Raw genomic sequence first — 25787 nt, forward strand, 5'->3', positions numbered from 1 at the left:
CGTCACCTGGCGTCCGGCACGGACTCGGGCGGTTGTCCGGGTGTCTCGTCGCTGAGCTGCCCGTCGTCGATGCGGATCACCCGGTCGGCCAGTGCCATCATCACCGGGTCGTGGGTGGACACGAGCGCGGTGACGCCTTCGGATTCGACCACTCCGCGCAGCAGGGCCATCACCGACAGGCCGGTCTCGGCGTCCAGTTGCCCGGTGGGCTCGTCGGCGACCAGGAGCCGGGGCGAGGCGGCCAGCGCGCGGGCGATCGCCACCCGCTGCTGCTGGCCGCCGGACAGCTCGGCCGGTCGCTGCCGGGCGTGGTCGGCCAGGCCGACGAGATCCAGCAGCAACTCGACCCGGCGGTCCCGCTCGGCCGGGGCGACGCGGGCCAGCCGCAGCGGGGCGGCGACGTTCTCCGCGGCCGACAGCACCGGGATCAACCCGAAGCTCTGGAAGACGTAGGACACCTTCTCGCGTCGTAACCGGGACAGGCCGTCCTCGTCGAGGGCGGTGACGTCGGTGCCGTCGACGTGCACCGTGCCGGCGTCCGGGCGATCGAGGCCGCCGACGGTGTTGAGCAGGGTGGTCTTGCCCGAGCCGGAGCGGCCGACGAGCGCCACCATGGAGCCGGCGGCCACGTCGAACGACACGCCGCGCAGGGCGTGTACGACGGTCGGCCCGGTGCGGAAGCGCCGGTGCACGTCGCGCACGCGCAGCAGCGGCTCGCCGCTCATCCGTCGCTTCCCGAGTCGGGGCGGATCGTGATGTGGTCGGGTTCCAGGGCCAGCCGGACCCGCCGGGTCAGCGCCAACGCCTGACGGAAGTCGCGGGGCACCTGCACCCGCCCGGCCCGGTCCATCACGGCGTACTCCTCGGCGATCACCTGGGTGTCGCCCTGCGCGTCGGTGGTGGTGCGGCGCAGCACCTCGCTGCTGGTGCGTCCGTCCCGGATCGCGACGGTCCGTTCGACCTGGCCGCTGACCGCCGGGTCGTGGGTCACCACCACGACGGTGACGCCGTACCGCCGGTTGACCTCCCGGAGCACGCCGAACACCTCCGCGGACGTGGCGGCGTCCAACTCGCCGGTCGGCTCGTCGGCGAGCAGGATCCGCGGCTGGTTGGCCAGCGCCACCGCGATCGCGACCCGCATCTGCTGCCCCCCGGACAGTTGCCCGGGGCGCCGATCGGCGCAGTCGGCGACACCGAGGCTGTCCAGCAGTTCGGCGGCGCGCTCCCGGCGCTCCCGCTTCGCGGTACGGGCCGCCGTCATCGGCAGGTCCACCATCTCCCGCGCGGTCAGGTACGGGATCAGGTTGCTCGCCGTCTGCTGCCGCACGAACCCGACGGTGCGCCGCCGGTACTGCACCCGATCCGCGCGGGACATCGTCAGCAGGTTCCACCGGTCTACCCGGACCCGCCCGGCGGTGGGGGCGTCGATGCCGGCCAGGATCGAGAGCAGTGTCGACTTGCCCGACCCGGAGGCACCGACGACGGCGACCAGCTCACCGCCGGCCACGGCCAGGTCCAGTCCCTGCAGTGCCTGCACCTCGATCGAACCGGTCTGGTAGATCCGCACCAGGTTCTCGCAGACGATGAGCGCGTCCCGGCCGAACTCGGGAGCGCGCGCGGACGACCGCGGCAGGGACAGCGGTGTGCTGACCATTCCTTCCCTCCGTCCGGGTCGGGCCGGCGTCGAGCCAGCCTCGGCTGGCGGTCCGGCGTACCGAACCGGCCCTTGGTCTCGTCCGGCCGGCACGCATGGTTGCCGGAGGGGTCGAGGATCCGATCGCCCCCGCCGACGCGGATTGAAGCAGTTTCGCAACCGGCGGCTCCGTTGACCATGCCCCCGGCCGGCTTTCCTGCGTCCCTGGCAGCCGCACGTCGCGGCGCGGGATGTGGCGGCACCGCGCGACCTCGCCGCCGGCGGGCTCGGCACCGGGCAGGTTGCGATCGTGCTCGGGGAGCTTCCGAGCGCACGCCGACGCTGGCACGCTGAGGCGGACGGAGCGGTTCGCCGGCCGGAGACGGCGTGCGGCGACCGCGCCGTGTTGCCAGGCCATCGACGGATCTCACGCCAACCCGACCGGGACCGCTTCAGGAAGGCCCACGATGTCCACGACCACCTTCACCGCCGCCGCGGCAGGTCCGGTGCGCCGCACCGGCCAGGCTCGGGCCGCGTACCTGCTGCTCTGGACGTTTGTCCTGGTCAACCTGGTGATTCTCCAGGTCATGTTCGCTCATCCGAGCCGGCCGACGCCCAACACCCTGACCGCGATCGGCCGTTTCCTCGGCCTGCATCTGGCTTTCGTGATGGCACTGCAACTGCTGCTGATCGGCCGGGTGCCGTTCCTGGAACGGCGGCTCGGCATGGACAAGCTCACCAACTGGCACCGCTGGACCGGGTTCGTGATCTTCTGGCTGGTCGTGCTGCACCCGACGTTCGTGCTGCTCGGCTACGCACAGATCGACCGGATCTCGTTCTTCGCCGAGATCCCGAACCTGGCCAGGCAGATGCCGGTGCTACTCGGCATGATCGCCGCAGTCCTGATCGGCGTGCTGGCGGCCACCTCGGTACGGATCGCCCGCCGCCGCATGTCGTACGAGACCTGGCACGCCATCCACCTGGTGGTGTACGTGGTGATCGTGCTGTCGGTGATCCACCAGATCTACGAGGGCGCCTCGTTCGCCGGCAGCGCCGTCACCAAGGCCTACTGGTGGGGGTTGTGGGCCTTCGCGGTCGGCTCGTTGCTGACCAACCGCCTGGTCGTGCCGCTGGTGCGCAACGTCCGGCACCGGCTGCGGGTCGTCGCGGTGGTGCCGGAGTCCGACGACGTCGTGTCCGTCCACGTTGCCGGCAACCGCCTCGACCGGCTGCGCGCCCGTCCCGGCCAGTTCTTCTGGTGGCGTTTCCCGGGACACAACTCCTGGTGGCAGGTCAACCCGTGGTCGCTGTCGGCGGCTCCCGACGGCCGCACGCTGCGGCTGACGGCGAAGGCGATCGGCACCACCAGCGCCGGGCTGCGGCAGCTACCGGTGGGCACCCGGGTCTATGCCGAGGGACCGTACGGGGCCCTCACCACCGCCGCCCGCACCCGGGAGAACAGCCTGCTGATCGCCGGTGGCATCGGCGTCACTCCGATCCGGGCGCTGCTGGAGGACCCGGAACTGACCGGAGACGTCGTGGTGCTCTACCGGGCCCGCACGCCCGCCGACGCGGTACTGATCGATGAGCTGCGCGATCTGGCACAGGCCAGGGGCGCCCGTCTGCACCTGCTGACCGGTCGCACCGCCGACGGCAGCCAGCCGTTCAGCCCGGAGAGCCTGCGCGACCTGGTCCCCGACATCGCCGAGCGCGACGTCTACCTGTGCGGTCCCGCGGCGATGGCCGGCACCGTGCGACGTAGCCTGCGCGCCCTGCGGGTTCCGTCCCGCCAACAGCATGTCGAGGCGTTCCGGTTGGGGGTGTGAACCTCACCGGCCGACAGGGCGCGAGGCGAGCGGAAGGGGCGCGGAAACCCCGTGGCGGACCGTGACGGCCCGCTGCTAGTTTGCCCGAAGGCCGTGCGAGAGACCGAGGAGGTGGTACCCGTGAACGTTTCGACATGGGTGCTCCCCTGCGGGGTCACGGTCGGGCGGTAGGTCGTCCGGGAGCGCCGTTCATACGCACTCCCGAAAGGCACGACCATGCGATTCACCTCCGAACGACACCTCGACGACGGCGTCTTCGAACGCGCGTTCACGCTCGACGACGTCCCCGGTTTCCTGTGGACACCCGCGTTCGCGACCGCGCCGGTTCCGCTGATCCTGCTCGGTCACCCGCCACTGGGGCTGGGCCGGATGTACCCCCGTCTGGTGGCGCGGGCCCGGGGCGCCGCAGCGGATGGCTTCGCCGCCGCCGCGATCGAGTTGCCCGGCAGCGGTGACCGGCCGCGGTGGGCCGCCGCCGAGCAGGCCCGCGCCGACCTGCACCGGGTGCTGGCGGCGGGCGAGGCGGTGAGCGACGAGATCGTGGACGCTCTCGTCCTCCCGCTCGTCGACCGGGCGGTCCCGGAATCGCAGGCTGCCCTGGACTGCCTCCTGTCGCTGCCCGAGATCGGCGGCCCCGTCGGGTACTCCGGGGGAGTGATCTCGGTCGGTGTCCGACTCGCGGTGGTGGAGCCCCGGATCGTGGCCGCCGGTCTCTTCGCCGGAAGTTTCATCCCGCGCCTCATCGTCGAACAGGCCCGGCAGGTCACCATTCCGCTGCACGTGCTGTTGCAGTGGGACGACGAGGGCAACGACCGGCAGGCGGCGCTGGAGCTGTTCGACGCCTTCGGCTCCACGCAGAAGACGCTGCACGCCAACATGGGCGGACACACCGGTGTGCCCTGGTACGCGGGGGAGGACGCGGGCCGGTTCTTCGCCCGGCACCTACGCTAGCCGGACCGGGGCGATCCGGGCCGCGGCACCCGACCTCGGCGCACCGGTTCCGGGCAGGCACGCAACCGGCTCGGTGGCCGCGACACCGTCAGTCGACGGATCCGGTCGACCGTCGGTCGGCGGTGGTCCGCAGCAGGTCTTCGACGCCCTGCAGGAATGTCTCGGACACCAACGCGGGGTCGAAGAGGCAGCCGGCTGCCATGGCGCCGTCGCGGAGCATGACGAAACGGCGTGCGGCGGGGTCCGCGGTGTCCGGATCAACCTGGGCCATCAGCGTGCTGAGCGTGTCCAGGAACCATTGCCGGTGGGCGATGATCTCCTGGCGCACGGGGTGTTCCGTGTCGGGATACTCGGCTGCCGCGTTCAGGAAGGCGCAGCCACGGAAGCCGGGGGCCTGGATGTTCCGGGTGATGGAGCCGGCAATGGCCAGGAGCGGGTCGACCGGCGACGAGTTGTTGGCGATGGCCGCGTCGACCGTGCCGCGCTCCATCTCGTGGATCTCACGCAGGTAGGCGAGAATGAGGTCGTCCTTGCTCGGGAAGTGCCGGTAGAAGGTCGCCCGGGTCACCTTCGCCTCGGCGATGATCCGGTCGACGCCGACGGAGTGGATGCCCTCCGAGTAGAAGATCCTGGTCGCCGTGGCGAGAAGCCGGAGGCGCGCCTCAGAGGGCCGAGTGTCGGGTTTGCCGCGCGTCATGCCGCAACCCTAGCGAACAGAACGTTCGGTCTGAGGGAAGCGAGCGACCTCAGGCTCAGCGACCCCACATCGAATGGGAAGGCGACCAAGGTCGGCAAGCGCCGTCGACACGGACGGCGTGATGATCGTTCGTGGCGCAGGCAAAGACAGAACGTTCGGTCTTGACGAGCCAGGCCTCACCCTGGCATGCTTTAGAGACAGAACGTTCGGTCTCCCACCTCTCCGTTGAAAGGGTCACCCGTGACCACCATTGCTGCCCCCGGTATCTCCGAGGCTGCCGCCGCCCTGCGGCGGCTGTACTTCGTCCGCTTCGTGTTCGCCATCGCGTGGGCGGGCGTGACGATCGCGACCGCCAGGGAGATCGGTCCCCTCGCGGTGGCGTTGTTCGTGCTCTACCCGCTGTTCGACGTGGGCGCGGCCATCTTCGACCTTCGTTCGTCAAGGTCCACCGGCTCGCCGGCCCTGCTGTATGTGAACATCGCGGTGAGCCTCGTCGCGGCGGTCGGAGTGGGTGTGGCCGGCGCGTCCGGTGTTCCCGCTGTCCTACGGGTCTGGGGTGCCTGGGCGATCGCCGCCGGTCTGGTCCAGTTGGTCGTCGGTGTCACCCGTCGGCGGATGGGCGGCCAGTGGCCGATGATCATCAGCGGTGGCATCTCGGTTCTGGCTGGTGGGTCCTTCGTCGTGGCCGCCGCCGCGGACAACCCGTCGCTGATCAACGCGGCCGGCTACGCCATTCCCGGCGCCATCTTCTTCCTGATCGCGGCTGTCCGCCTCGGCCGTGCCGCGAAGGGCAGCTGACATGACCTCACTCGAGTACGACGTCGTCGTGATCGGTGCCGGCCCCGTCGGGGAGAACGTTGCCGACCGGGTCGTGCGGGGCGGGCTGACCGCCGCCATCGTCGAGCGGGAGTTGGTCGGTGGCGAGTGCTCCTACTGGGCCTGCATGCCGACCAAGGCGTTGCTGCGCAGCGCGTCCGCGTTGCGGGCCGCTCGCCAGTTGCCCGGTGCCCGGGAGGCTTCGACGGGCAACCTGGACGCGGCTGCGGTGCTCGGCCGGCGCGACGCCTTCGCATCGCACTGGCGGGACGACGGACAGGTCTCCTGGCTGGAGTCAGCCGGTATCGCCCTGCACCGTGGTCAGGGGCGGATCGGCTCTGCCCGCGTTGTCGAGGTGACCGGCGTCGACGGTGTCACGACCCGGCTGACCGCGCGGCATGCGGTGGTCGTGGCGACCGGCAGCAGCGCACTGTTGCCGGACATCCCGGGTCTGCGTGCGGCCGCGCCGTGGTCCAGCCGCGAGGCCGCCGCGGCCGGGTCGGTTCCCCGTCGGCTCGCCATCATCGGTGGTGGCGTGGTGGCGACCGAGATGGCGACCGCGTTCGCCGCACTGGGGTCTTCGGTGCAGGTGCTCGCCCGTGACGGTGTGCTCCCGTCGACGGAACCGTTCGCGGGCGAGTTGGTCAGGGAGTCGTTGCGCGAGGCCGGTGTGTCGGTACGCGTCGGCGCGGAGGCCGTTTCCGTCGACCGCGACGATCGCGGGGTCGTCCACATCGCCACGCGCGACGGCGAGCGGGTCGAGGCGGACGAGGTGCTGGTGGCGGTCGGCCGGACGCCGAACACCCAGGACATCGGCCTTGACCGGGTGGGGCTGGTGCCGGGTGCCTGGCTGGCGGTCGACGACACGTTGCGCGTGATCGGTGGCGGTGGGTGGCTGTATGCCGCGGGTGACGTGAACCGGCGGGTGCTGCTGACCCATCAGGGCAAGTACCAGGCGCGCGCGGTGGGCGATGTGATCGTGGCCCGGGCCAAGGGTGAGAGGGTCGAGGACGGCCGGTGGGGGCGGCACGCCGCGACGGCCGACGAACGTGCGGTGCCGCAGGTGGTGTTCAGCGACCCGGAGGTCGCGTCGGTGGGCTTGACCGCAGCCGCGGCCGAGGCGGCCGGGCTGCGGATCCGGGTCGTGGACTACGACCTGGGCGCGGTCGCCGGAGCCACCCTGCACGCCGATGGCTACCAGGGGCATGCCCGGATGGTTGTCGACGAGGACCGGAAGGTGATCGTCGGCTGCACCCTCGCCGGTCCGGACGTGGCGGAGCTGATCCACGCCGCGACGATCGCCATCGTCGGCGAGGTCCCGCTCGACCGACTGTGGCATGCCGTGCCGGCGTACCCGACCGTCAGCGAGGTCTGGTTGCGGCTGTTGGAGACGTACGGCCGCTGACGGCCAGTCGAGTGCTCCACCGCCGCGGTTCATGTCCGATCGACGCGGTCCGGTATCGCCGACGCAACCCCGAGCCGTCGACACAGATCGAACGTTGTGCTCAACCACTGCTCACCCGTGCCCGGCCTGCTCGCCGTCCCGCAGGCCGGGCACTCGGGCCCAGCCGGCGGTGTGGCCCGTACGATGGCCGGTGGTGCTGGTTCGTCCCGCCCGGGTGGGTGGGGCGTCGTAAGAGGGAACCCGGTGCGAATCCGGGACTGCCCCGCAGCGGTGAACGGGAACGACCGCCGTCAACAGAGCACTGGACCGTGAGGTCTGGGAAGCGACGGCCAGTAGGCGACCTGGTGTCATGCCCGCGAGTCCGAAGACCTGCCAGTGCTGCGCACGCCGCCGGCGTGCGTCGCCGGCGGTCCCGTGGGAGGACCAGGGCGGAAGCCGGTACCCGAGGCGTACCCGTCTTCCCTCCCGTGTCCGCCGGACACTTCGAGGGAAGGAACCCTTGGTGAGTACCGTATTCGGGCAGAGCACCGTGCTCGGCTACCCACGCATCGGCGCGAACCGTGAACTGAAGAAGGCCGTCGAGGCGTACTGGGCCGGGACCATCGACGCCGAGGCTCTGGCCGACACCGCCGCCGGCCTCCGGGCGCAGGTGTGGCGGACGCTGCGCGACGCCCGTCTCGACGCGATCCCGTCGAACACCTTCTCCTACTACGACCAGATGCTCGACACGGCGGTCGCGGTCGGCGCGGTCCCGGCCCGGTTCGCCCGGCTGGGCCTGTCCGCGCTGGACACCTACTTCGCCATGGCACGGGGTGTCGACGCCGAGCCGGCGTTGGAGCTGACGAAGTGGTTCGACACCAACTACCACTACCTGGTGCCCGAGATCGCCCCGGACACCGTCTTCACCGCCAACCCGGCGAAGGCGCTGGACGAGTACGCCGAAGCCCGCGACCTGGGCGTCACCACCCGGCCGGTGTTCGTCGGGCCGGCCACGTTCCTGCTGCTGGCCAAGGGCGTCGACCCGTTCGCCCGGCTCGACGACCTGGTCCAGACGTACGCCCGGATTCTCGCCGCGCTGGCGCACGCGGGTGTCGGCTGGGTGCAACTGGACGAGCCCGCCTACGCCGGCGACCGCAGCCCAGCCGAGATCGACGCCCTGCGCCGCACCTACACCCGGCTCGGCGACCTCACGCACCGGCCGCGGATCTTCGTGGCGACCTACTTCGGCGACCTCGGCGACGCGCTGCCGGCCCTGCTGGACACCCCGGTCGACGCCGTCGGTCTGGACCTGGTGGCCGGGGCGGGCAACCTGCACCGTCTCGCCGCCGCCGGCCCACTTGGCGGCAAGACCATCGTCGCCGGCCTGGTCGACGGTCGGAACGTCTGGCGTACCGACCTGCGGGCCGCTGTCGCGGCCGGCGCGACGGTCACCGGGCTGGCAGATCACGTCGCCGTCTCCTCGTCCTGCTCGCTGCTGCACGTGCCGGTCGACCTGTCCGCCGAGACCCACCTCGACCCCCGGTTGTCCGAGCGGCTGGCGTTCGCCCGGCAGAAGGTCGACGAGATCGTCGTGCTCGGCCGCGCGCTGCGCGACGGCACCACCGCGCTGCCCGCGCCCCTGCCGGCCACCCCGGCCGGCTGGCGTCACGACGACGTACGCGGCCGCCTCGCCGCGCTGCGCCCGGCCGACCGGCAGCGCGGCGACTATCCCACCCGGGCCGCCCGGCAGCAGGAACGACTGGGGCTGCCGGAGTTGCCGACCACCACGATCGGGTCGTTCCCGCAGACCGCCGAGCTACGGAGGGCCCGCGCCGCGCACCGGGCCGGCAGCCTCGACGACGCCGGCTACGCGTCCCGGATGCGCGCGGAGGTGCAGCAGGTCGTCCGGTTGCAGGAACAGCTGGGTCTGGACGTACTCGTGCACGGGGAACCGGAACGCAACGACATGGTGCAGTACTTCGGCGAGCAACTCGACGGTTTCGCCGCCACGCGGCACGGCTGGGTGCAGTCCTACGGCTCCCGCTGCGTACGCCCGCCGATCATCTACGGCGACGTGTCGCGCAAGGCACCGATGACCGTCGAGTGGTCCACCTACGCGCAGTCGTTGACCAGCAAACCGGTCAAGGGCATGCTCACCGGCCCGGTCACCATCCTGGCCTGGTCGTTCGTCCGTACCGATCAGCCCCTCGCGGACACCGCCGACCAGGTCGCGCTGGCCCTTCGCGACGAGTGCCGCGACCTGGAGTCCGCCGGTATCCGGGTCATCCAGGTCGACGAGCCGGCGCTACGGGAGACGCTGCCGCTGCGCCGGGCCGACCAGAAGACGTACCTGGACTGGGCGGTGGCGGCGTTCCGGCTGGCCACCAGCGGCGTCGCCGACGACACCCAGATCCACACCCACCTGTGCTACTCGGAGTTCGGCGAGGTGATCGGTGCCATCGACGCCCTCGACGCCGACGTCACCAGCATCGAGGCGTCCCGGTCCAAGATGGAGGTCCTCGATAACCTGGCCGCGATCGGCTACGGCCGGGGTGTGGGCCCCGGGGTCTGGGACATCCACTCGCCCCGGGTGCCGTCGCGCGACGAGGTGATCGAGGCGCTGCGCCGGGCCGTCGCGGCCGTGCCGGCCCGCCGGTTGTGGGTGAATCCGGACTGCGGCCTCAAGACGCGCGGCTATCCGGAGGTCGAGGCGTCCCTGCGGCATCTGGTCGCCGCCGCCGCCGAGGTACGCGGGAGCTGATCCGTACCGGTCCGATCGCTGGCCGATCTGAGCGGAACTCTCGAAAGGACCGGTTGGTCGGCACGGGGTGAACCGTGCCGGCCAACCGGCTTCAGCACCGACGAGTGTTGTCAGCCGAGGGTGCCGCCGATGTGTTTCCAGTCGCTCCAGGTGCCTTGCCAGGTTTTCTGGTAGACGGTGCCGCCGGGGCTGCGGGCGAAGACGTCGTACTGGCCGTCGTGGTAGGTGACGGCGGGGGTGCCGGCGACGGTGCCGCCGAGGGATTCCCAGCCGAGCCAGCTGCCGTTTCGCCAGGTGTTCTGGCTGAGTTGGCCGCTGGGGCTGATGCCGAAGACGTGGTGTTCGCCGTTGGCGTGGACGGCGCCGAGTCCGCCGTCGACGATGCCGCCGATGCTCTTCCAGTCGCTCCAGGTGCCGCGCCAGGTCTTCTGGTAGACCACGCCTCGTGGGCTGCGGGCGAAGACGTCGTACTGGCCGTCGTGGTAGGTGACGGCGGGGGTGCCGGCGACGGTGCCGCCGAGGGATTCCCAGCCGAGCCAGCTGCCGTTTCGCCAGGTGTTCTGACTCAACTGGCCGCTGGGGCTGATGCCGAAGACGTGGTATTCGCCGTTGACGTAGACGGCGGCGAGTCCGCCTTGGATGATGCCGCCGAGACTTTTCCAGTCGCTCCAGGTGCCTTGCCAGGTCCACCGACCCCCCACTCGCTGGTCTTTCCGGGCGCCCAGCCGACGGTCGGCGGCCCAGCCACGCAGATCACGTCTGTCCCAGAATCGGATCGCTGCCCGCTGGCGTACTGCGGTCGCGGTCGCGTTCGCAGCCAGGCGAGCTCATCTCGAGTGGTGTTCCTAGCGACGCGCGGGTCACCCGCGCCACGGAACGCGGCTATCGCCCGCCGGCCGTGATGAAGCCGGCCGTGCGCGTTGCCGTGGCCCACCGCCGGTGCCACCGGGGCATGTCAGGACGATCGATGTCCGGCATGAGCGGAGCCTAGCAGCGCCGACCACGCGCTGCTGACCGTCGGTGTCGCTGCCCGCCCCGCACCACCTGTTCGGCCGGACCACCGGCGGTGGCGTTCGTGCTGCCGGCTTCCTACGATCGGCCTTCGCCTCATTCGCGGCCGAACGGACCGGTCCATCGGGCCCTGCCGTCCACCTGAGCCGCCGGTGGTCTGCCGGCACCCGCACCCTGCCCGGGACGCCGACGGTCGGTGGTGAGCTTGCTGCGCTGCGGCGGCTCGTGCGGCAGACTCAGCGGATCATGCGTTACGGGCCGGTGGTGCTTCGGTGGCGGCCCGGGCCGACGAGAGGGAGGTGTGACGTGCGGATCGCGTTGTTCGTGACGTGTCTGGCGGACACGCTGTTTCCGGCGGCGGCGAAGGCGACGGTGCGGTTGTTGGAGCGGTTGGGGCATGAGGTGGTGTTCCCCGACGGGCAGACGTGTTGTGGGCAGATGCACGTCAACACCGGTTATCAGGCGCAGGCGGTGCCGTTGGTGCGGCGGCATGTGCGGACCTTCGATCCGTATGACGTGATCGTGGCCCCGTCGGGGTCGTGTGTGGGGTCGGTGCGCCATCAGCACGCGATGGTGGCGCGGCGGGCCGGTGACGTGCGGTTGGCGTCGCGGGCGGAGTCGGTGGCGGCGCGCACGTTCGAGTTGTCGGAGTTGCTGGTGGACGTGTTGGGGGTGACCGACGTGGGCGCGTTCTTCCCGCACCGGGTGACGTACCACCCGACGTGTCATTCGTTGCGGATGCTGCGGGTGGCCGACCGGCCGGTACGGCTGCTTCGCGAGGTGCGGGGGCTCGACCTGGTGGAGCTGCCGGCGGCGGAGCAGTGCTGCGGGTTCGGTGGCACCTTCGCGGTGAAGAACGCGGACACCTCGACGGCGATGCTGGCGGACAAGATGCGCCACGTGCTGGCCACCGGCGCCGAGGTCTGCACGGCCGGAGACCCGTCGTGTCTGATGCACATCGGTGGCGGGCTGTCGCGGGCGGGGGCCGGGGTGCGGACGGTGCACCTGGCGGAGATCCTGGCCTCGACCGAGCACGACGGTGTCGTGGGCGAACGCGGTGACCTGGTGGTGCGGTCGTGAGTCGAACCTTCCTCGGTATGCCGGCGACCGCGCCGGCCGGTGTCGGGCACCTGCGCGGCGCGGAGACCTTCCCGGTCGCCGCCCGGCGGGCGCTGGCCGACCCGCAGTTGCGCCGCAATATCGGGCACGCCACGGCGACGATTCGGGCGAAGTCGGCTGGTGTGATCGGCGAGGTGCCGGACTGGGAGCGGTTGCGGGCGGCCGGTAGCGCGATCAAGGCCGACGTCATGGCCCGGTTGCCGGAGCTGCTGGAGCAGCTCGAGGATCGAGTGACGGCGGCCGGGGGAGTGGTGCACTGGGCCGCCGACGCGAACGAGGCGAACGCGATCGTCGTGGACCTGGTGCGGGGCACCGGCAGTGACCGGGTGATGAAGGTCAAGTCGATGGTGACGCAGGAGATCGGTCTCAACGAGGCTCTCGAGGCGGCCGGGATCGCGCCGGTGGAGACGGACCTGGCCGAGCTGATCGTGCAGTTGGGTGAGGATCGGCCGAGTCACATCCTGGTGCCGGCGATCCACCGTAACCGGGCCGAGATCCGTCAGATCTTCCTGCGGGCGATGCCGGGAGTGGATCCGGGGTTGACCGACGAGCCGGCGGTGCTGGCGGCGGCGGCGCGCCGGTTTCTGCGGCAGACGTTCCTGTCCACGCCGGTGGCGGTGTCCGGGGCGAACTTCGCGGTCGCGGAGACCGGCACGTTGGCGGTGGTGGAGTCCGAGGGCAACGGTCGGATGTGTCTGACCCTGCCGCGCACGTTGATCACCGTGATGGGTGTGGAGAAGGTGGTGCCGACCTGGCGGGACCTGGAGGTGTTCCTGCAACTGTTGCCGCGGGCCTCGACCGGGGAGCGGATGAACCCGTACACGTCGATGTGGACCGGCGTGACGGCGGGCGACGGGCCGCAGGCGTTTCATCTGGTGCTGCTGGACAACGGGCGCAGCGCGGTGCTCGCCGACGAGGTGGGCCGGCAGGCGTTGCACTGCATTCGCTGCTCGGCCTGCCTGAACGTGTGTCCGGTGTACGAGCGCACCGGTGGGCACGCGTACGGGTCGGTGTATCCGGGGCCGATCGGTGCGGTGCTGTCGCCGCAGTTGACCGGGGTGGCCGACAACGCGTCGCTGCCGTACGCGTCGTCGCTCTGCGGGGCCTGCTACGACGCCTGCCCCGTGAAGATCGACATTCCGGAGTTGCTGGTGCACCTGCGCGACCAGGCCCCGCATCCGCGGGGTGAAGCGGCCGCGATGGCCGTGGCCGCGTACGCGATGGACCACCCGGCCCTGTACGCGGCGGCGCAGCGCGCGACCCGGCTGAGCCGGCTGACCGGCCGGCGCGGTCGGGGCCTGCCACCGCCGCTGTCCGGCTGGACCGCCGGCCGTGACCTGCCCGACCCGCCGGCGCAGACCTTCCGGCAGTGGTGGGCGAGCCGGTGACCGCCCGGGAGATCATCCTCGCCCGGCTCCGCGCCGCCCTCGACCCCGCACCGGCGCCGGTGGAGGTGCCACGCGACTACCGGCGGGACGGCCCGGTCGACCTCGACCTGCTGGTCGACCGGCTCACCGACTACCGCGCACACGTGCACCGGGTCGCCGAGACGGCCGTCGCCGACACCATCGCCGCCATCCTGCCGACCGGCGCGACCGTCGTCGTGCCACCGGCACTGCCGCGAGCCTGGCTGCCGGCGACCGTGACCGCCCGACCCGACGACGACCTCGCCAACCAGCAGATCGCCGCCGCCGACGCCGTGATCACCGCCGCCGCCGTCGCCATCGCCGACACCGGCACCGTCATCCTCGACGGCTCACCCGACCAGGGCCGCCGCGTCCTCAGCCTCCTACCCGACCTGCACATCTGCGTCATCCGAGCCACCCAGGTCGTCGCCGGTGTGCCGCAGGCACTGACCCGGCTCAACATGCACCGACCGCTGACCTGGATCAGCGGCCCGTCAGCCACCAGCGACATCGAACTCAACCGGGTCGAAGGCGTCCACGGCCCCCGCACCCTGCACCTCATCCTGCTGCCCTGAGTTGGCCGGAAGGTCGACGGCAGGAGCTCAGATTCCGAAGCCGCCGGTGCCGGCGAGGCCCGTGCCGCCCGCCCGACGTGGTTCCTCCTGCTGGTCGAGCCGGTACTGCCAATGCCCGGCGAACCGGCTCCACCAGAGGTCGAAGCCCTCCTCGCCGAGGAGTTCCACGGCCTTCGCCACGGCGTCGGGCTCCCACCGGAACGCGGTGATCCCCTTTTGCCGCGTCATCGCCGAGATGAGCTGGTCGGCGGTCGACCCGTGCGACTTCGCCACGTGCACATGAGCGGTCCTGCCCTTGCGCACGTACCGCCAGATCGGTTTGCCGTTGATTGCCGCGATGGCCTTCTCCCGGGCGGCGATCGGGGCGTACCGCTCGTCGAGCAACCGCGAGGCCGCCTCCCGCACCGGAGCGTAGCCGCGGTCGGCGGCATCGAGTGCCGCGCGGTGCCGGGCCCGGGCACGCTCGGCCGCGGCCCGGCGCCGGAACCACGGCGGATGATCGCGGGCCGCGTGCCGGTCGCGCTCGGCGGCCTGGATCGCGGTCAGGTAGGTCTCCGCCGCGGTCCGCCACTGCGCGGCCGTGGTCGGGTCGAGGTCCACCGACAGGAACAGCCAGTCCCGCTCGGCGGGGCGTAGGCCGAACCGGTCGGCCAGATCACGGTCGATGAAGTAGCGGTGCCGGGAAGCGTCGTCGATCCACACCACGGTCAGCACCGCGACCGGCTCGTTGTCCCACCGGACGGTCGTCGTCCGGCCCTCCCGGCGGACGATCATGTCGCCGCGTGGCAGCGGAATCTGGACGCGGTAGAGGATGGTCCGGCTCGTCTCCACCGCCTCATTCTGCGCCGGGTCAGCCACGATCGAGCGCGACGTGGAGTGCGCCGTCGTCGCCGCTCTGTCGGTCGGTCGGCCGTGACGCGGCGCTGAGGCAGCCGTGACGTCTCCCCGGATCGTGGGATACCTGCCGCGTCGTCCCGTCGGGGCGCAAACGTCTCGCGGCAGGTACGAAGTGGAGTGCACGATGCGAACTCGATCCAGGCTCGCCCGGCTTTCGGGCGCAACGGCCCTGCTGCTGGCCAGCACCGCCGTGGCCGTGGCCACCGGTGCGGGGCCGGCGCAGGCGACGGTGGTGAACGTCAGCGTGGCGGGCGCCTTCCCCAACCAGTCCGCGGTGGCGACCTGCCCGGCCGGTGAGTTTCTCGCCGGCGGCGGTGGCTCCGTCGACGGTGGTGGCGGCGATGTCACGTTGACCGACATCATTCCGAACCTGGCCACCCAGTCGGTGACCGTCTGGGCGCACACGAACCCGGGCGGCGTGGCCGGGGCGTACACCCTCGTGGCCCAGGCGATCTGCGTGCCCGGCGCAGCCCCGGCCAACTACCAGCGGGTCACCTCGGCCAGCGGCAGCAACGGCGACCCGATCAAGAACCAGGTGGCCGCCTGTCCGGCCGGCACCGACCTGCTCGGGCTGGGCGCGGAGCTGCGTACCGCCAACGGGGAGGCCTTCTACCAGCGGATCGAGCCGAACGCCGCGCTCACCGCCGGGGTGGTCACCGCGGGCGCGGCCGGCGGGTTCGCCGGGCCGTGGGAACTCGTCGGGTACGCCATCTGCGCCACGCTGCCCGCCAACCTCACCGGCACGCTCGTCAGCCTGACCGGGGCGGCCAACAGCGTCAGCCCCAAGGGTCAGGTGTCCGCGGGTTGTCCGGCCGGGGCGCTCGCCACCGGCGTCGGCGCCACGGTCGACGCCACCGCCACCGGCAATGTCCTGCTCACCCGGGTGACGGCGACCGTCGCCCAGAACAACGCCCAGGCGATCGCCGCCGAGGACGGGATCTACCTGCCGCCGTGGGACCTGGAGAGCCACGTCGTCTGCTGGGGTCCGTAACGGTTCACGTCCCGCGCCGCCAACGGGCGCGGCGCCTGGTCACGCCGGTCGGCGTGACCAGGCGCGGACGCTTTCGGAAGCTCACCGTGCGCCACCATGACGCCACCGTGACGGGCCCCGCCGATGATTCCGGCCAGCGCCACGCGAAACGTTCGCGGCAGCGTCAGCAGGAAAGGACTGTCGTCATGAGCAGGGATACGACACTCGGCACAGGCACCCGGTCGCGGTGCAGTGTCGCGGCGGCCGCAGCAGTCGTCGCGGTCTCGGCGATGCTCGTCCTACCCGGGACGGCCCACGCCGCGTACCGGCACCGGGCGGAGAGCGCCTATGACACCACGTCGTCCAAGAGCGTGACCGCGACGTGCGGGCCCGGTGAGGCGCTGATCGGCGCCGGCGGCCGGATCAGAAACGGCAACGGGGGAGTCCGCCTGGCCGCGATCGTGCCAGGCCCGACCTCGGTCGTGGTACGCGGCGAGGCGTATCCGGACCACGCGGAACCCTGGTCGGTGATCGCCGCCGCCATCTGCGCCCCGGACGACGGCACGCCGCGGGTCGTCGAGGTCTCCCCGGCCGGGTCGCGGACCGCCAGTTGCCCGACGGACCTGGTGCTCAGCGGCACCGGGTTCGACCTGCCCGCCGGGGTGCCGCTGGCCGGACTGGTCCCCGACGCCGACGGCGGAGGCGTGACCGTTCGCACCGCCTTCCAACCGGTCGGCGCCGGCCCGGTCGCCTACGCGGTCTGTGTGGACGGCAACCGTGCCTCGTGGGACGGCGTCGGACTGCGCTACAAGCGGTTCGCCACGACCAGCCCGGTCGGTACGTCGTCGCCGAGGGTGGTGATCGTGCAGCGTGAGTGGGAGGACGAACTCCCGTCCATGTCCGGCGTCGGCGGCGAGATCACCGTGCTGCCCGACCCCGCAGACCCGTTCCCGGCGCTCGTCTCCGACATCTTCATCGACGCGATGATGCCCAACGACGACGGGAGCCAGGTGACCGTCGCGGCGGTGCGGCGGGCCACCGCCGGGGCGGGCCGGTCCGTCGGCGGCGCTGCGGCGGCGGGCAACGGGCTGCGCTCGCTCGACCGCCACCCGGCCGCCGACGACACGTTGTGGACGGTCACCGGGTACAGCACCGACCACGACATCTACTGAGCCGCCGGAGGTGGGGGACCGGGCGACGCCTGAGCCCTCACCCCGGCCGGGGTACGGCCGTCGCCGGCGACCGTACCCCGGCCCGTGGTGCCAGGATGATCTCGTCCGGCGGCCGTACTCCGATGGCGCGCATCGCGGAGCGGTAACGGGCGAACGCCCGGCGCGCCTCGCCGTGCTGCCCGCCCGTCACCAGGGTGCGCACCAACATCCGGTGCGCCGGCTCGTCGTACGGGTCCTGTTCCAACAGGCGGAGCAGGCAGTCCACGGCCGCGCCGCCGTTGCCCGCCGAGCAGTGCGCGTCGGCCAACATCCGCAGCGCCGCGACGTACGCGGCCCGCGCCTGTTCCCGCAACGCCGAGGCCCAGTCGGCGTACGGCTCGTCGGAGAACACGTCGGCCCGGTAGTCCCGGACGGCCGCCGCGAGGATGGTGCGTGCCTCCGCGCGAGCGCCGCGAGCCAGCAACCGACGGCCGTGGGCCACCGCACCGAGGAACTCCATCACGTCGACCCGCAGGTGGGTGACGTCCAGCGCGACGCTCGCCGCGTCGGTCACCAGGAAATGGTCCGAGGCGAAGACCCGGTCCGGATCGAGCACCCCGCGCACGATCGACAGCAACACCGACAGGCGGTGCCCGGTCCGGCTCGGATCGTCGTCGGGCCAGAGCAGTTCGCACAGCTCGCCCCGGGGCACCGGCCGACCCCGGCGTACCACCAGGATCCGCAGCAGGTCCCGCGCCCGTCGCGACTGCCAGGCCGACGGCGGCACCGTGGCACCGGCCACCCGCACCTCGAACCGGCCGAGGGTGCGGACCAGGACGCCGACGCGACCGACACCGGTGGACGGTCGGCCGGCGGCCGACCGGTCCGCCGACGTCTCTTCCGGGTCGATCGCGACGCCACGGGCGGCGAGGCGCTCGGTCGCCAGCAGCGCGGCGAACCGGTCGTCGGCGGTGGCACCCGGCAGCCGACTCAGCGCCAGCGCGGTACGGGCCGCGTCGCCGACCGCCGACGCGTCGGCCCAGATCGCGTGCGCCTCGCGCAGGGCGGTGCGGGCCCGATCCGGGTCGATCTCGGCAGCGGCGCGCAGCTCCAGCGCCCGGGCCAGGCCGGCCCGCAGCCCACCGGACCGGGCCAGGTCGAGCGCCTCGTCGGCCAGCGACGCGGCCCGCGCGGCGTCGCCGCCGGCCAGCGCCACCCACCCCTGCGCGAGCAGCGCCGGAACCCGAAGGTCGTCAGTGGCCAGCCGGGTCGCCGCGGCGGCGTGTCGGGCCGCCGCCGCCGTGTCGTCGGGCAGCAGCACCCGGGCCAGCCCGGCGTGCGCCCGTACCGTCAACTTCCGGCTGTCACCGGCATCGGCCAGCCGGACCGCTTCGACGAACGCGGCCCGGGCCTGCTCCCGCCAGCCTCGCATCAGATGCAGCTCGGCCAGACCCAGGTACGTGTCGGCGCAGCGGCGCGAGCCCATCCGCCGATGACGGGCGAGCACCTGGGCGTACCGCGTCGCCGCCTCGTCGTACCGGCCGAGCATCGCCAGCATGTCGGCCTCGGTGCCGGCGGCCATCGCGGACAGGTTGGCGTGCCCGGCCGCCTCGGCGGCGCTGGCCGCCCGTTGCGCGGCCGTCAGCGCCGCCGGATAGCGGGCCTGCTCGACGAGGTGGTAGCTCTGGTTGACCAGGATCCGGGCCAGCAGCACCAGATCGCCGGTGTGTTCGGCGATGCCCAGCGCGAGTCGGTAGTGCTCCTCGGCGCCGACCTGGTCACCGGTGAGCCCGAGACAGAGCGCGAGGCTGACGTGTGCGGTGGCCAGGGCGCTGTCGACGCCCGTCTCGGCCGCGAGACGGTAGGCCCGCCAGGCGTGCGCCATGCCGGTCGCCGCGTCACCGCTGCGGGCGGCGGCCGCTGCCGTCCAGGCCAGCAGCATCGCCTGGTCGGTGGGGCGACCCGGGGCCTCGTCACCCCGGGCGAAGTCGGCCAGGGCCCGGGGCTGGTCGCCGCGCAGGTAGTGGATCAGACCCATCCGCCAGGCGATGCCCGGCTCCCAGGCCGGCTCGGCCGTCGCCACCTCCTGATACACGCGGGCCGCCCCCGCCACGTCGCCGGCGGTGCGCAGCGCGTCACCGGCGAGCAGCCGGAGCCGACGGGTGCGCAGCGGCGCCGGGAGCGCGGCGACCAACTCGGCGGTCGCGGCCGGCCGTCCACCGACGATCATCCGGTCGCCGTGCTCATCGAGCACCGCCGCCAGCGCCGCGTCGTCGCCGCCGAGCCGGAAGGTGTACGCGGCGGCGCGGGCCGGGCCGTGGTCGCGGTACCAGGCGGCCGCCCGCAGCAGCGTCCCGCGCGCCACCGCCGGCCGGTCGTGTCCGGCGACCGCGGCGACCACCGGTACCACCCGGGGCCCGGTGTCGGGCTCGGTGCCGACTCTGGTCAGTAGCCCGGTGCGGAGCAGCCGGCCGATCCGCGGCCCGGCCGTCGGGTGGCCGGCGATCGCGCAGACGCCCGCCGTCACCGGTGCGAGGTCGGCCATCTCGTGCAGCAACCGCCGGACGTCTTCCGGCAGTGGACCGAGCACCTCCTCGCTCAGGTAACCCGTGACCAGACCTCCGGGCTCGGTCACCGCCGGCAGCAGCGGTCCGGCGGGTACGCCCTCGGCGACCAGGGTCTCGGCGACCAGCCGGACCAGCGCGGGCCACCCTGCGGTGATCTCGTGCACGCGCTGTGCCAGGCCGGGGTCGGCCAGCCCGTACTCGGTCTGCAGCATCTCCTCGACCTGGTCGGTGGTCAGGCTCAACTCCGCCGGGCGGAGCTGCGCGGGCGCCATCCGGGTCAACCACGACGACGCGGCACAGCCCACCGGCCAACGCGACGACAGCGCCAGGCGTACACCGTCCGGCAGGCCGGCGATCGCGTGCAGCAACGCCTGCTCGGTCCGTTCCGACATGGCGGGCAACCCGTCGAGAACGAGCTGCGTCGTCCCGGCGGCCAGCTCCGCCAGCTCACCGCCGAGCAGCGCGTCGACGTCGCACTCCCGCTGCCACCGAACGGTGGGGCCGGGGAACAGCCGGCGTAGCGCGCTGGTCTTGCCGTAGCCGGCGGCGGCCACCACCAGCCACAGCCTGCCGCGCTGCTGTTCCAGCATGGCGGCAGCGTGTCCCGCCGGACGCGCCTGAGCAAGGCGATTCCCGCAATTCCGACAGCGACACCGTCCGAAGGGACCGGGCGGCGCCGCCGACGGCAGGCTGCGGCGGCTCGACCCACCTCGTCCCGGCGGAGCAAACCGCTGTCCGACCCGCTGGCGAGAACGGCGGTGAGGCGAAGCGTTGCCATGCGCTGAAGTGATGGCTCCCCCTACCAGTTCGCAGTGGTGCTCATAGCTCTGCCCGCCCAGACTCATTCCCATGGGCGGTGTCCGAAGAGGTGACCAGATGCGGGTGGTAGACGTTTACCAGGCAGCGGCCCGGGATGGTCCGCAGGGGGCGCACCGGGCCGAGCACCATGATCGACGGGAAGATCTCGACGGTGGGCTGCTCGACCGCCTCTTCCGGACGGCCGAGGTCGGTCCCACCGACGTGGTGCCCGACAGGTGCGGCACGGGGCGCACCTGTCGCACCGCGGCCCGAGGACGTGCCCAGGGTCGGGCGGATGATCCCGGGATCGCGCCGGCCGGGGTGCGCAATCACCTGCTGCCCGCCGTCGAACCGTACGACCTGGGAGCCGTCCGCCTCCGCGCTAGGCACCCGGTGATCACGGCGAGGCGGCAGTGACCGGCCACGGGATGGCCGTCGTGATCGGCGGATACGGCGCGGTGGGTCGGGTGGTGGCCACCACCCTGGCCCGAGATTCGGCGAACGAGGTCGTCGTCGCTGGTCGCGATCTGGCGCGGGCCGAGGCCCTGGCCCGGAGCGGCCCGGGCCGGCTGACCCCGCGCCGGTTGGACCTCGACGACCTGCGGGGTCTCGACGGGCTGCTGGCCGACGCCGCCGTCGTGGTCATGTGCGTGGAGCATCGCAACGAAGCGGTGGCGCGCGCCTGCCTGGACCGTGGCGTTCCCGTCGTCGACATCAGCGCGTCAGCCGACGTGCTGGCCGGCATCGAACGGCTCGATCCCACCGCGAGACGGACCGGAACGGCCGCCGTGCTCAGCGTCGGGCTGGCACCCGGGCTGACCAACGTGCTGGCCCGACGCTGCGCCGGGCGTCTCCCGTCCGCGACATCCGTCGACGTGACGGTCCTGCTGGGTGCCGCCGGTGACCACGGGCCCGACTCGGTCCGCTGGACGGTGGCGGGACTGATGGCCCCGCTCGACCGGACCCGGCGGCCGGGACGGGCTCGGGTGGACCTGCCGGGGTTCGGTCTGCGCACCGCGTACCCGTTTCCCTTCTCGGATCAGTACACGTTGAGCCGCACCCTCGGCGTCCCGGTGACCACGCGCCTCTGTCTCGACTCCGCTGCGGTCACGGCGGCATTGTTCTGGCTGCGTGGGGTCGGTGCCTTCCGCCTGGCGGACCGGCTGGGCGGGGCTCGCCCGCTGACCGGCGCGTCGAACCTCCTGCGGCTCGGCGGGGACCGGTTCGTGGTGCACGCTGCGGCCACCGATGGTGGCGGGAGACAGGTGTGGGCGGCGGCGACGGGCCGTCAGGAGTGCCAGGCGACCGGTGTGGTGGCAGCGGAGATCGCCCTCGGCCTGATCGGTCGCCGCTATCCGCCCGGGGTGCATCACATCGACCAGATCGTCGATGCGGGTGAGTTCCTCAGCACGATCCAGCGGCACGGCCTGACCGTGCACGAGCAACCGTCGTCACTGCCGACCGAGCCGCCGACCGGCCGGATTCCGGCCACTCCCGAAGGAGGTGAGCGCTGATGGAACGAGGGTCAGCGGGCCGGCGCCGAGCCGCCATCGCCTGGACCACGGTGCTCTTCCTGGTGACGTTCATCCACCACGTCTACGGCGGGTCGCGGTTCGACAGCCCACAGCGGACGCTCCTGGCTGTCGTGTTCAGCGCCGTGTTCGCCGTCACGTATCTGGCGTACCGCCTCGGCTCGACGATGCGGTGGGCTCGCGCGGTCCTCTGGTTCCTGGTCTACGCCTTCTGGGTGGCGGCGGTCGGCCTCTTCGAAGGTGGGTTCAACCACGCCCTGTTCGTCGTGCTGCGGCTGTTCGACGCGCACGCCCTCATCGACGACCTCTACCCCGTGCACGGCGACGCGCGCATCTCCGACGACGTGCTGTTCCAGGGCACCGGGGTGCTGACCCTGGTCACCGCGGTGGTGCTGGCGGTGGCACCCGCCTGGCCCCGGCGGCGGCCGACGAGCGGGATCGACCGGCGACCGGCGACGGACGGCGGCGCACGCTGACCAGAGCCGCCGGCCGGGGCGCCTGCCGCTCATCCTGGTGTGCCGGTCCGGCGGTCGGTCGTCACGCGTCGACGGGCTGCCGGCAGATCGTCGTGAGGATCTCGATCATCGCGGTCGCCGCTGGCGACCGGAACGGTGGGGCGGCGGCCGCGGCATACAGCCGGCGGGTCGGCAGGACCGGCACGGTGGGGCGCAGGACGATGTCCGGCCGCAGCGCGGCCTGGGTCAGCGTCGGCACGAGCATCACGCCGGCCCGCGCGGCGACGAGGGCCTGCTTGCCGTTCCAGTCGTCACAGAAGAACGCGATCTGCGGTGGGCCGCCCAACGCCTCGGCGATCGGCGGGATCGGACCGAGACAGTCCGGATAGGCGCCCTCGATCCACCGCTCGTCCTTCAGTTTCCGCAGCGGCACCCGCTGGTGTCGCGCCAACGGGTGGTCGGCCGGAAGGGCGACATGCAGCCGTTCGTCGCAGAGCGGCACCAGGTCGAGACCGTCCAACACCTCGTCGGTGAGGCGCGACGCGGACAGGTCGTGCTTGGCGCTGACCGGGTCGGCGAACAACTGCCACGAGGTCAGCAGGGCCACGTCGATGCGGCCGTCCCGGATGGCCGCCAGCGGACCCGCCTCGTCCGGCCGGACAAGGTGCACCGCGACGCCCGGGTGGGACGCGGCGAAGCGACGAATGGCCTCCGGAGTGAGCCGGGCGTTGGCGCTCGGAAAGGCCGACACGTTGAGCTGCCCACCGGTCAGGCTGGTGAAGGCGCGCAACCGGGCTTCCAGGGCGTCGGTCCGTACCAGGATGTCGCGGGCGAGCTCGACGGCGGTCTGCCCGGCCTGGGTGAGCCGTACACCGCGTGGAAGCCGGCGGAACAGTGGCACGCCGACGCGCCGTTCCAATCCGCTGATCTGCCGTGAGACGGCTGGTTGCGTCATGGACAGTGCCTCGGCCGCGGCGGAGAACGAACCCCGGCCGGCGACCTCCAGGAGCACCCGCAGGGTCCAGGCTTCAATCATGCACGCAGCTTATATTCATGGTTTACTTTGGGCCGCACGCTGTGCGTAGCCAGCGCCCGGAAACAGCGGCGCAAGCCCGAATCAGAGCCATTACCCGGGTGCATGGTAGGTGGGTCCGGGTCGCGGTGCCCCGGGCGACGGGCTGAGCCAGGGTGTCGGCCCGGGTACGGTTGGCGGCGGTCGGATGTGCGGGCGTCGGCCCGGGCGGCAGCGGTGGCCCGGTGTGGCGGACCGGGGGAGGAGTGGTTGTGACGCGGCGGAAAGCCCTTGTGGTCCGAGGCGGTTGGGAGGGCCACCGGCCGGTCGAGGCGACGGAGTTGTTCATTCCGTTCCTCGAACGCAGCGGATACGCGGTACGGGTGGAGGGGTCGACGGAGATCTACGCCGACGCCGCCGAACTGGCCGACACCGACCTCATCGTGCAGTGCATGACGATGTCGCAGATCACCGCGGAGCAGGTGGCGGGACTGGCCGCGGCGGTCGTCGCGGGTACGGGTTTCACCGGCTGGCACGGCGGCGTCGTCGACTCGTTCCGCGCCTGTTCGGACTACCTGCACCTGGTGGGCGGGCAGTTCGCCACGCATCCGGGCGTCGAGCCGTGCGACCGTGGCGGCGGCGAGGCGGACAACTTCCTGCCGCACTCGATCACGGTCACCGAGCTGGGCCGGGAGCATCCGATCACCGCCGGGATCGAGGACTTCGACCTGGTCACCGAGCAGTACTGGGTACTGCACGACGACCTGATCGACGTCCTGGCCACCACCACCCACCCGACCCGGGAGTGGCACCCGTGGCACCGGCCGGTCACCTCACCGGCGATCTGGACCCGGCACTGGGGCGCCGGGCGGGTCGTGGTGACGACTCCGGGACACAGCCTCGACGTGCTGGAGCACCCGAGCGTCCGTACCGTCATCGAGAGGGGAATGGTGTGGGCGACCCGCACGGCGTCGGCGTCGTAGGTCTCGGGTTCATCTCCCGCGCGTACCTGAACACGCTGGCCGACCATCCGACCGTGCGCGTGGTCGCGGTGGCCGACCTGGACGCGGCCCGGGCCGACGCAGCCGCCGCCACCATTCCCGGCGCGGAGGCGGTAAGTGTCGAGCGGCTGCTCCACCACCCCGACGTGGCGACGGTGCTCAACCTCACCATCCCGGCCGCGCACGCCGAGATCTCGGGCGCGGCGATCGACGCCGGCCGGAACGTCTACGTCGAGAAGCCGCTCACCGTCGCGTTCCCACAGGCCCGGTCGCTCATCGACCGGGCGGCGGCGGCCGGCGTCCGGGTCGGCTGCGCGCCGGACACCGTCCTGGGCACCGGTACGCAGACCGCCCGAGCGGCGATCGACGGCGGACTGATCGGCCGACCGTTCTCGGCGTCGGCCGTCATGGTCACCCCGGGACACGAGCGCTGGCACCCCAACCCCGACTTCTACTACGTCCCGGGCGGCGGCCCGCTGATGGACATGGGGCCGTACTACATCTCCGCGCTGGTCCACCTGCTCGGGCCGGTCCGTGCCGTGATCGGGGCGGCCAGCCGACTGCGCGACTCCCGGGTCATCGGCTCGGGCCCACGCCTCGGACAGCGGATCCCGGTCGAGGTGCCGACCCATGTGAGCGGTGTGCTGGAACACGCGGACGGTGCCCTGAGCACCCTGACGACCACCTTCGACGGTGTCGCGACAACGGCCGCGCCGATCGAGGTGCAGGGGGAGAAGGGCACCCTCGCCGTACCCGATCCGAACACCTTCGACGGCGAGGTCCGCCACCTCGCGCTCGACGGTCCCGGGTGGCAGGTACTCGAACCGCGGGCCGGCTACGTCGCCGCGTCCCGGGGGGTCGGTCTGATCGACCTGGTCCACGCCGACGAGCTGCGTGCACCACGGGCCAGCGGCGCGGTCGCGCTGCACGTGCTCGACATCATGACCGCCCTGCTCCGGTCGGCTGAGGAGGGTCGGCGGGTGGAGCTGACCACGGCGGTCGACCGCCCCGCAGCCGTCCCGCTCACCCCGGCCGAGGACTGGCTCTCCGCTTCCGCGTCCGAGCACTGACGACGCCGCCACCCGGTCGGCGCCTGCCTGCCGGGCCCCGGCGTGCGACGTCGGGGCGCCCCGGGGGGGCCCGGCGCCCCCCCCCGGGGGGCGGGGTGAAAGGGGGGGGCGGGCCCGGGGCACCCCGGGGGGCCACCCCGGGTTCCCCCCCGCGG

General features: G+C 72.4%; 21 protein-coding genes and 1 riboswitch. Of the genes, 14 read left to right on the plus strand and 7 right to left on the minus strand.

Annotated features, from left to right (window positions below; genetic code table 11):
- Nucleotides 1-2: 2 nt before the first annotated feature.
- Entirely contained in the window at nt 3-725 is a 723-nt protein-coding gene (locus tag V5O40_RS02690; RefSeq protein WP_332903958.1) for an ABC transporter ATP-binding protein, read from the minus strand.
- Nucleotides 722-1654 (minus strand): ABC transporter ATP-binding protein, encoded by a 933-nt coding sequence (locus V5O40_RS02695; protein ID WP_332903959.1) that lies wholly within the window; start codon nt 1652-1654, stop codon nt 722-724. The genes V5O40_RS02690 and V5O40_RS02695 overlap by 4 nt, the downstream gene beginning before the upstream one ends.
- A gap of 446 nt (nt 1655-2100) precedes the next feature.
- Between V5O40_RS02695 and V5O40_RS02700 the strand changes: the two genes are divergently transcribed.
- Together V5O40_RS02700 and V5O40_RS02705 are read left to right on the plus strand one after the other, a co-directional pair.
- Nucleotides 2101-3459 (plus strand): ferredoxin reductase family protein, encoded by a 1359-nt coding sequence (locus V5O40_RS02700; protein WP_332903960.1) that lies wholly within the window; start codon nt 2101-2103, stop codon nt 3457-3459.
- Nucleotides 3460-3675: 216 nt separating this feature from the next.
- Nucleotides 3676-4410: an alpha/beta hydrolase gene (locus V5O40_RS02705; RefSeq protein ID WP_332903961.1), complete on the plus strand. Its 735-nt coding sequence runs from the start codon at nt 3676-3678 to the stop codon at nt 4408-4410.
- Between the two features lie 88 nt (nt 4411-4498).
- On the opposite strand, the gene V5O40_RS02710 is transcribed toward V5O40_RS02705, so the two are convergent.
- Nucleotides 4499-5107, minus strand: a complete 609-nt coding sequence (locus V5O40_RS02710; protein ID WP_332903962.1) for a TetR/AcrR family transcriptional regulator — start codon at nt 5105-5107, stop codon at nt 4499-4501.
- A gap of 240 nt (nt 5108-5347) precedes the next feature.
- Here V5O40_RS02710 and V5O40_RS02715 point away from each other — a divergent pair, with 240 nt between their 5' ends.
- From V5O40_RS02715 to metE, 3 genes are all read left to right on the plus strand, one after another.
- On the plus strand, nt 5348-5905 hold the full coding sequence (locus V5O40_RS02715; RefSeq protein ID WP_332903963.1) for a hypothetical protein: 558 nt from the start codon (nt 5348-5350) through the stop codon (nt 5903-5905).
- 1 nt (nt 5906) lies between these two features.
- Nucleotides 5907-7328: a dihydrolipoyl dehydrogenase family protein gene (locus V5O40_RS02720; RefSeq protein WP_332903964.1), complete on the plus strand. Its 1422-nt coding sequence runs from the start codon at nt 5907-5909 to the stop codon at nt 7326-7328.
- Between the two features lie 180 nt (nt 7329-7508).
- Nucleotides 7509-7719, plus strand: a riboswitch (cobalamin riboswitch).
- A 111-nt stretch (nt 7720-7830) separates the two neighbouring features.
- Complete coding sequence (gene metE, locus V5O40_RS02725) at nt 7831-10068, plus strand: 5-methyltetrahydropteroyltriglutamate--homocysteine S-methyltransferase (RefSeq protein ID WP_332903965.1); 2238 nt, start codon at nt 7831-7833, stop codon at nt 10066-10068.
- A 110-nt stretch (nt 10069-10178) separates the two neighbouring features.
- Here metE and V5O40_RS02730 read toward each other — a convergent pair whose 3' ends face one another.
- Nucleotides 10179-10769 carry a hypothetical protein gene (locus tag V5O40_RS02730; RefSeq protein WP_332903966.1) on the minus strand — a complete coding sequence of 197 codons (591 nt, stop codon included), beginning with the start codon at nt 10767-10769 and terminating at the stop codon, nt 10179-10181.
- A gap of 616 nt (nt 10770-11385) precedes the next feature.
- On the opposite strand from V5O40_RS02730, the gene V5O40_RS02735 reads away from it, so the two are divergent.
- From V5O40_RS02735 to V5O40_RS02745, 3 genes are read left to right on the plus strand one after another with little or no spacing between them, the layout of a single operon-like run.
- On the plus strand, nt 11386-12159 hold the full coding sequence (locus V5O40_RS02735) for a (Fe-S)-binding protein (RefSeq protein WP_332903967.1): 774 nt from the start codon (nt 11386-11388) through the stop codon (nt 12157-12159).
- 17 nt (nt 12160-12176) lie between these two features.
- Nucleotides 12177-13586, plus strand: a complete 1410-nt coding sequence (locus V5O40_RS02740) for a lactate utilization protein B (protein WP_332903980.1) — start codon at nt 12177-12179, stop codon at nt 13584-13586.
- Complete coding sequence (locus V5O40_RS02745) at nt 13571-14179, plus strand: LutC/YkgG family protein (protein WP_332903968.1); 609 nt, start codon at nt 13571-13573, stop codon at nt 14177-14179. Before V5O40_RS02740 ends, V5O40_RS02745 begins: the two co-directional genes overlap by 16 nt.
- Before the next feature lie 27 nt (nt 14180-14206).
- Here the strand turns inward: V5O40_RS02745 and V5O40_RS02750 are convergent, their stop codons facing one another.
- Nucleotides 14207-15010 carry a hypothetical protein gene (locus V5O40_RS02750; RefSeq protein ID WP_332903969.1) on the minus strand — a complete coding sequence of 268 codons (804 nt, stop codon included), beginning with the start codon at nt 15008-15010 and terminating at the stop codon, nt 14207-14209.
- 190 nt (nt 15011-15200) lie between these two features.
- Here V5O40_RS02750 and V5O40_RS02755 point away from each other — a divergent pair, with 190 nt between their 5' ends.
- Nucleotides 15201-16067 carry a hypothetical protein gene (locus V5O40_RS02755; RefSeq protein WP_332903970.1) on the plus strand — a complete coding sequence of 289 codons (867 nt, stop codon included), beginning with the start codon at nt 15201-15203 and terminating at the stop codon, nt 16065-16067.
- A gap of 185 nt (nt 16068-16252) precedes the next feature.
- Complete coding sequence (locus V5O40_RS02760) at nt 16253-17218, plus strand: hypothetical protein (protein ID WP_332903971.1); 966 nt, start codon at nt 16253-16255, stop codon at nt 17216-17218.
- Nucleotides 17219-17255: 37 nt separating this feature from the next.
- Here V5O40_RS02760 and V5O40_RS02765 read toward each other — a convergent pair whose 3' ends face one another.
- Entirely contained in the window at nt 17256-20354 is a 3099-nt protein-coding gene (locus tag V5O40_RS02765) for a BTAD domain-containing putative transcriptional regulator (RefSeq protein ID WP_332903972.1), read from the minus strand.
- A 636-nt stretch (nt 20355-20990) separates the two neighbouring features.
- Here V5O40_RS02765 and V5O40_RS02770 point away from each other — a divergent pair.
- Nucleotides 20991-22076, plus strand: a complete 1086-nt coding sequence (locus V5O40_RS02770; protein WP_332903973.1) for a saccharopine dehydrogenase family protein — start codon at nt 20991-20993, stop codon at nt 22074-22076.
- Complete coding sequence (locus V5O40_RS02775; RefSeq protein ID WP_332903974.1) at nt 22076-22570, plus strand: hypothetical protein; 495 nt, start codon at nt 22076-22078, stop codon at nt 22568-22570. The genes V5O40_RS02770 and V5O40_RS02775 overlap by 1 nt, the downstream gene beginning before the upstream one ends.
- Nucleotides 22571-22631: 61 nt before the next feature.
- Here V5O40_RS02775 and V5O40_RS02780 read toward each other — a convergent pair whose 3' ends face one another.
- Nucleotides 22632-23585, minus strand: coding sequence for a LysR family transcriptional regulator (locus V5O40_RS02780; RefSeq protein ID WP_332903975.1), 954 nt, complete (start codon nt 23583-23585; stop codon nt 22632-22634).
- Between the two features lie 248 nt (nt 23586-23833).
- On the opposite strand from V5O40_RS02780, the gene V5O40_RS02785 reads away from it, so the two are divergent.
- Both V5O40_RS02785 and V5O40_RS02790 read left to right on the plus strand, forming a co-directional pair.
- The gene (locus V5O40_RS02785) at nt 23834-24544 is read left to right on the plus strand and encodes a ThuA domain-containing protein (protein WP_332903976.1); all 711 of its coding nucleotides are present in this window, start codon (nt 23834-23836) and stop codon (nt 24542-24544) included.
- Entirely contained in the window at nt 24514-25632 is a 1119-nt protein-coding gene (locus tag V5O40_RS02790; protein ID WP_332903977.1) for a Gfo/Idh/MocA family protein, read from the plus strand. Before V5O40_RS02785 ends, V5O40_RS02790 begins: the two co-directional genes overlap by 31 nt.
- The last annotated feature ends 155 nt before the right edge of the window (nt 25633-25787 follow it).

The sequence above is a fragment of the Micromonospora palythoicola genome, from assembly GCF_036689795.1.
Classification (GTDB): domain Bacteria; phylum Actinomycetota; class Actinomycetes; order Mycobacteriales; family Micromonosporaceae; genus Micromonospora; species Micromonospora palythoicola.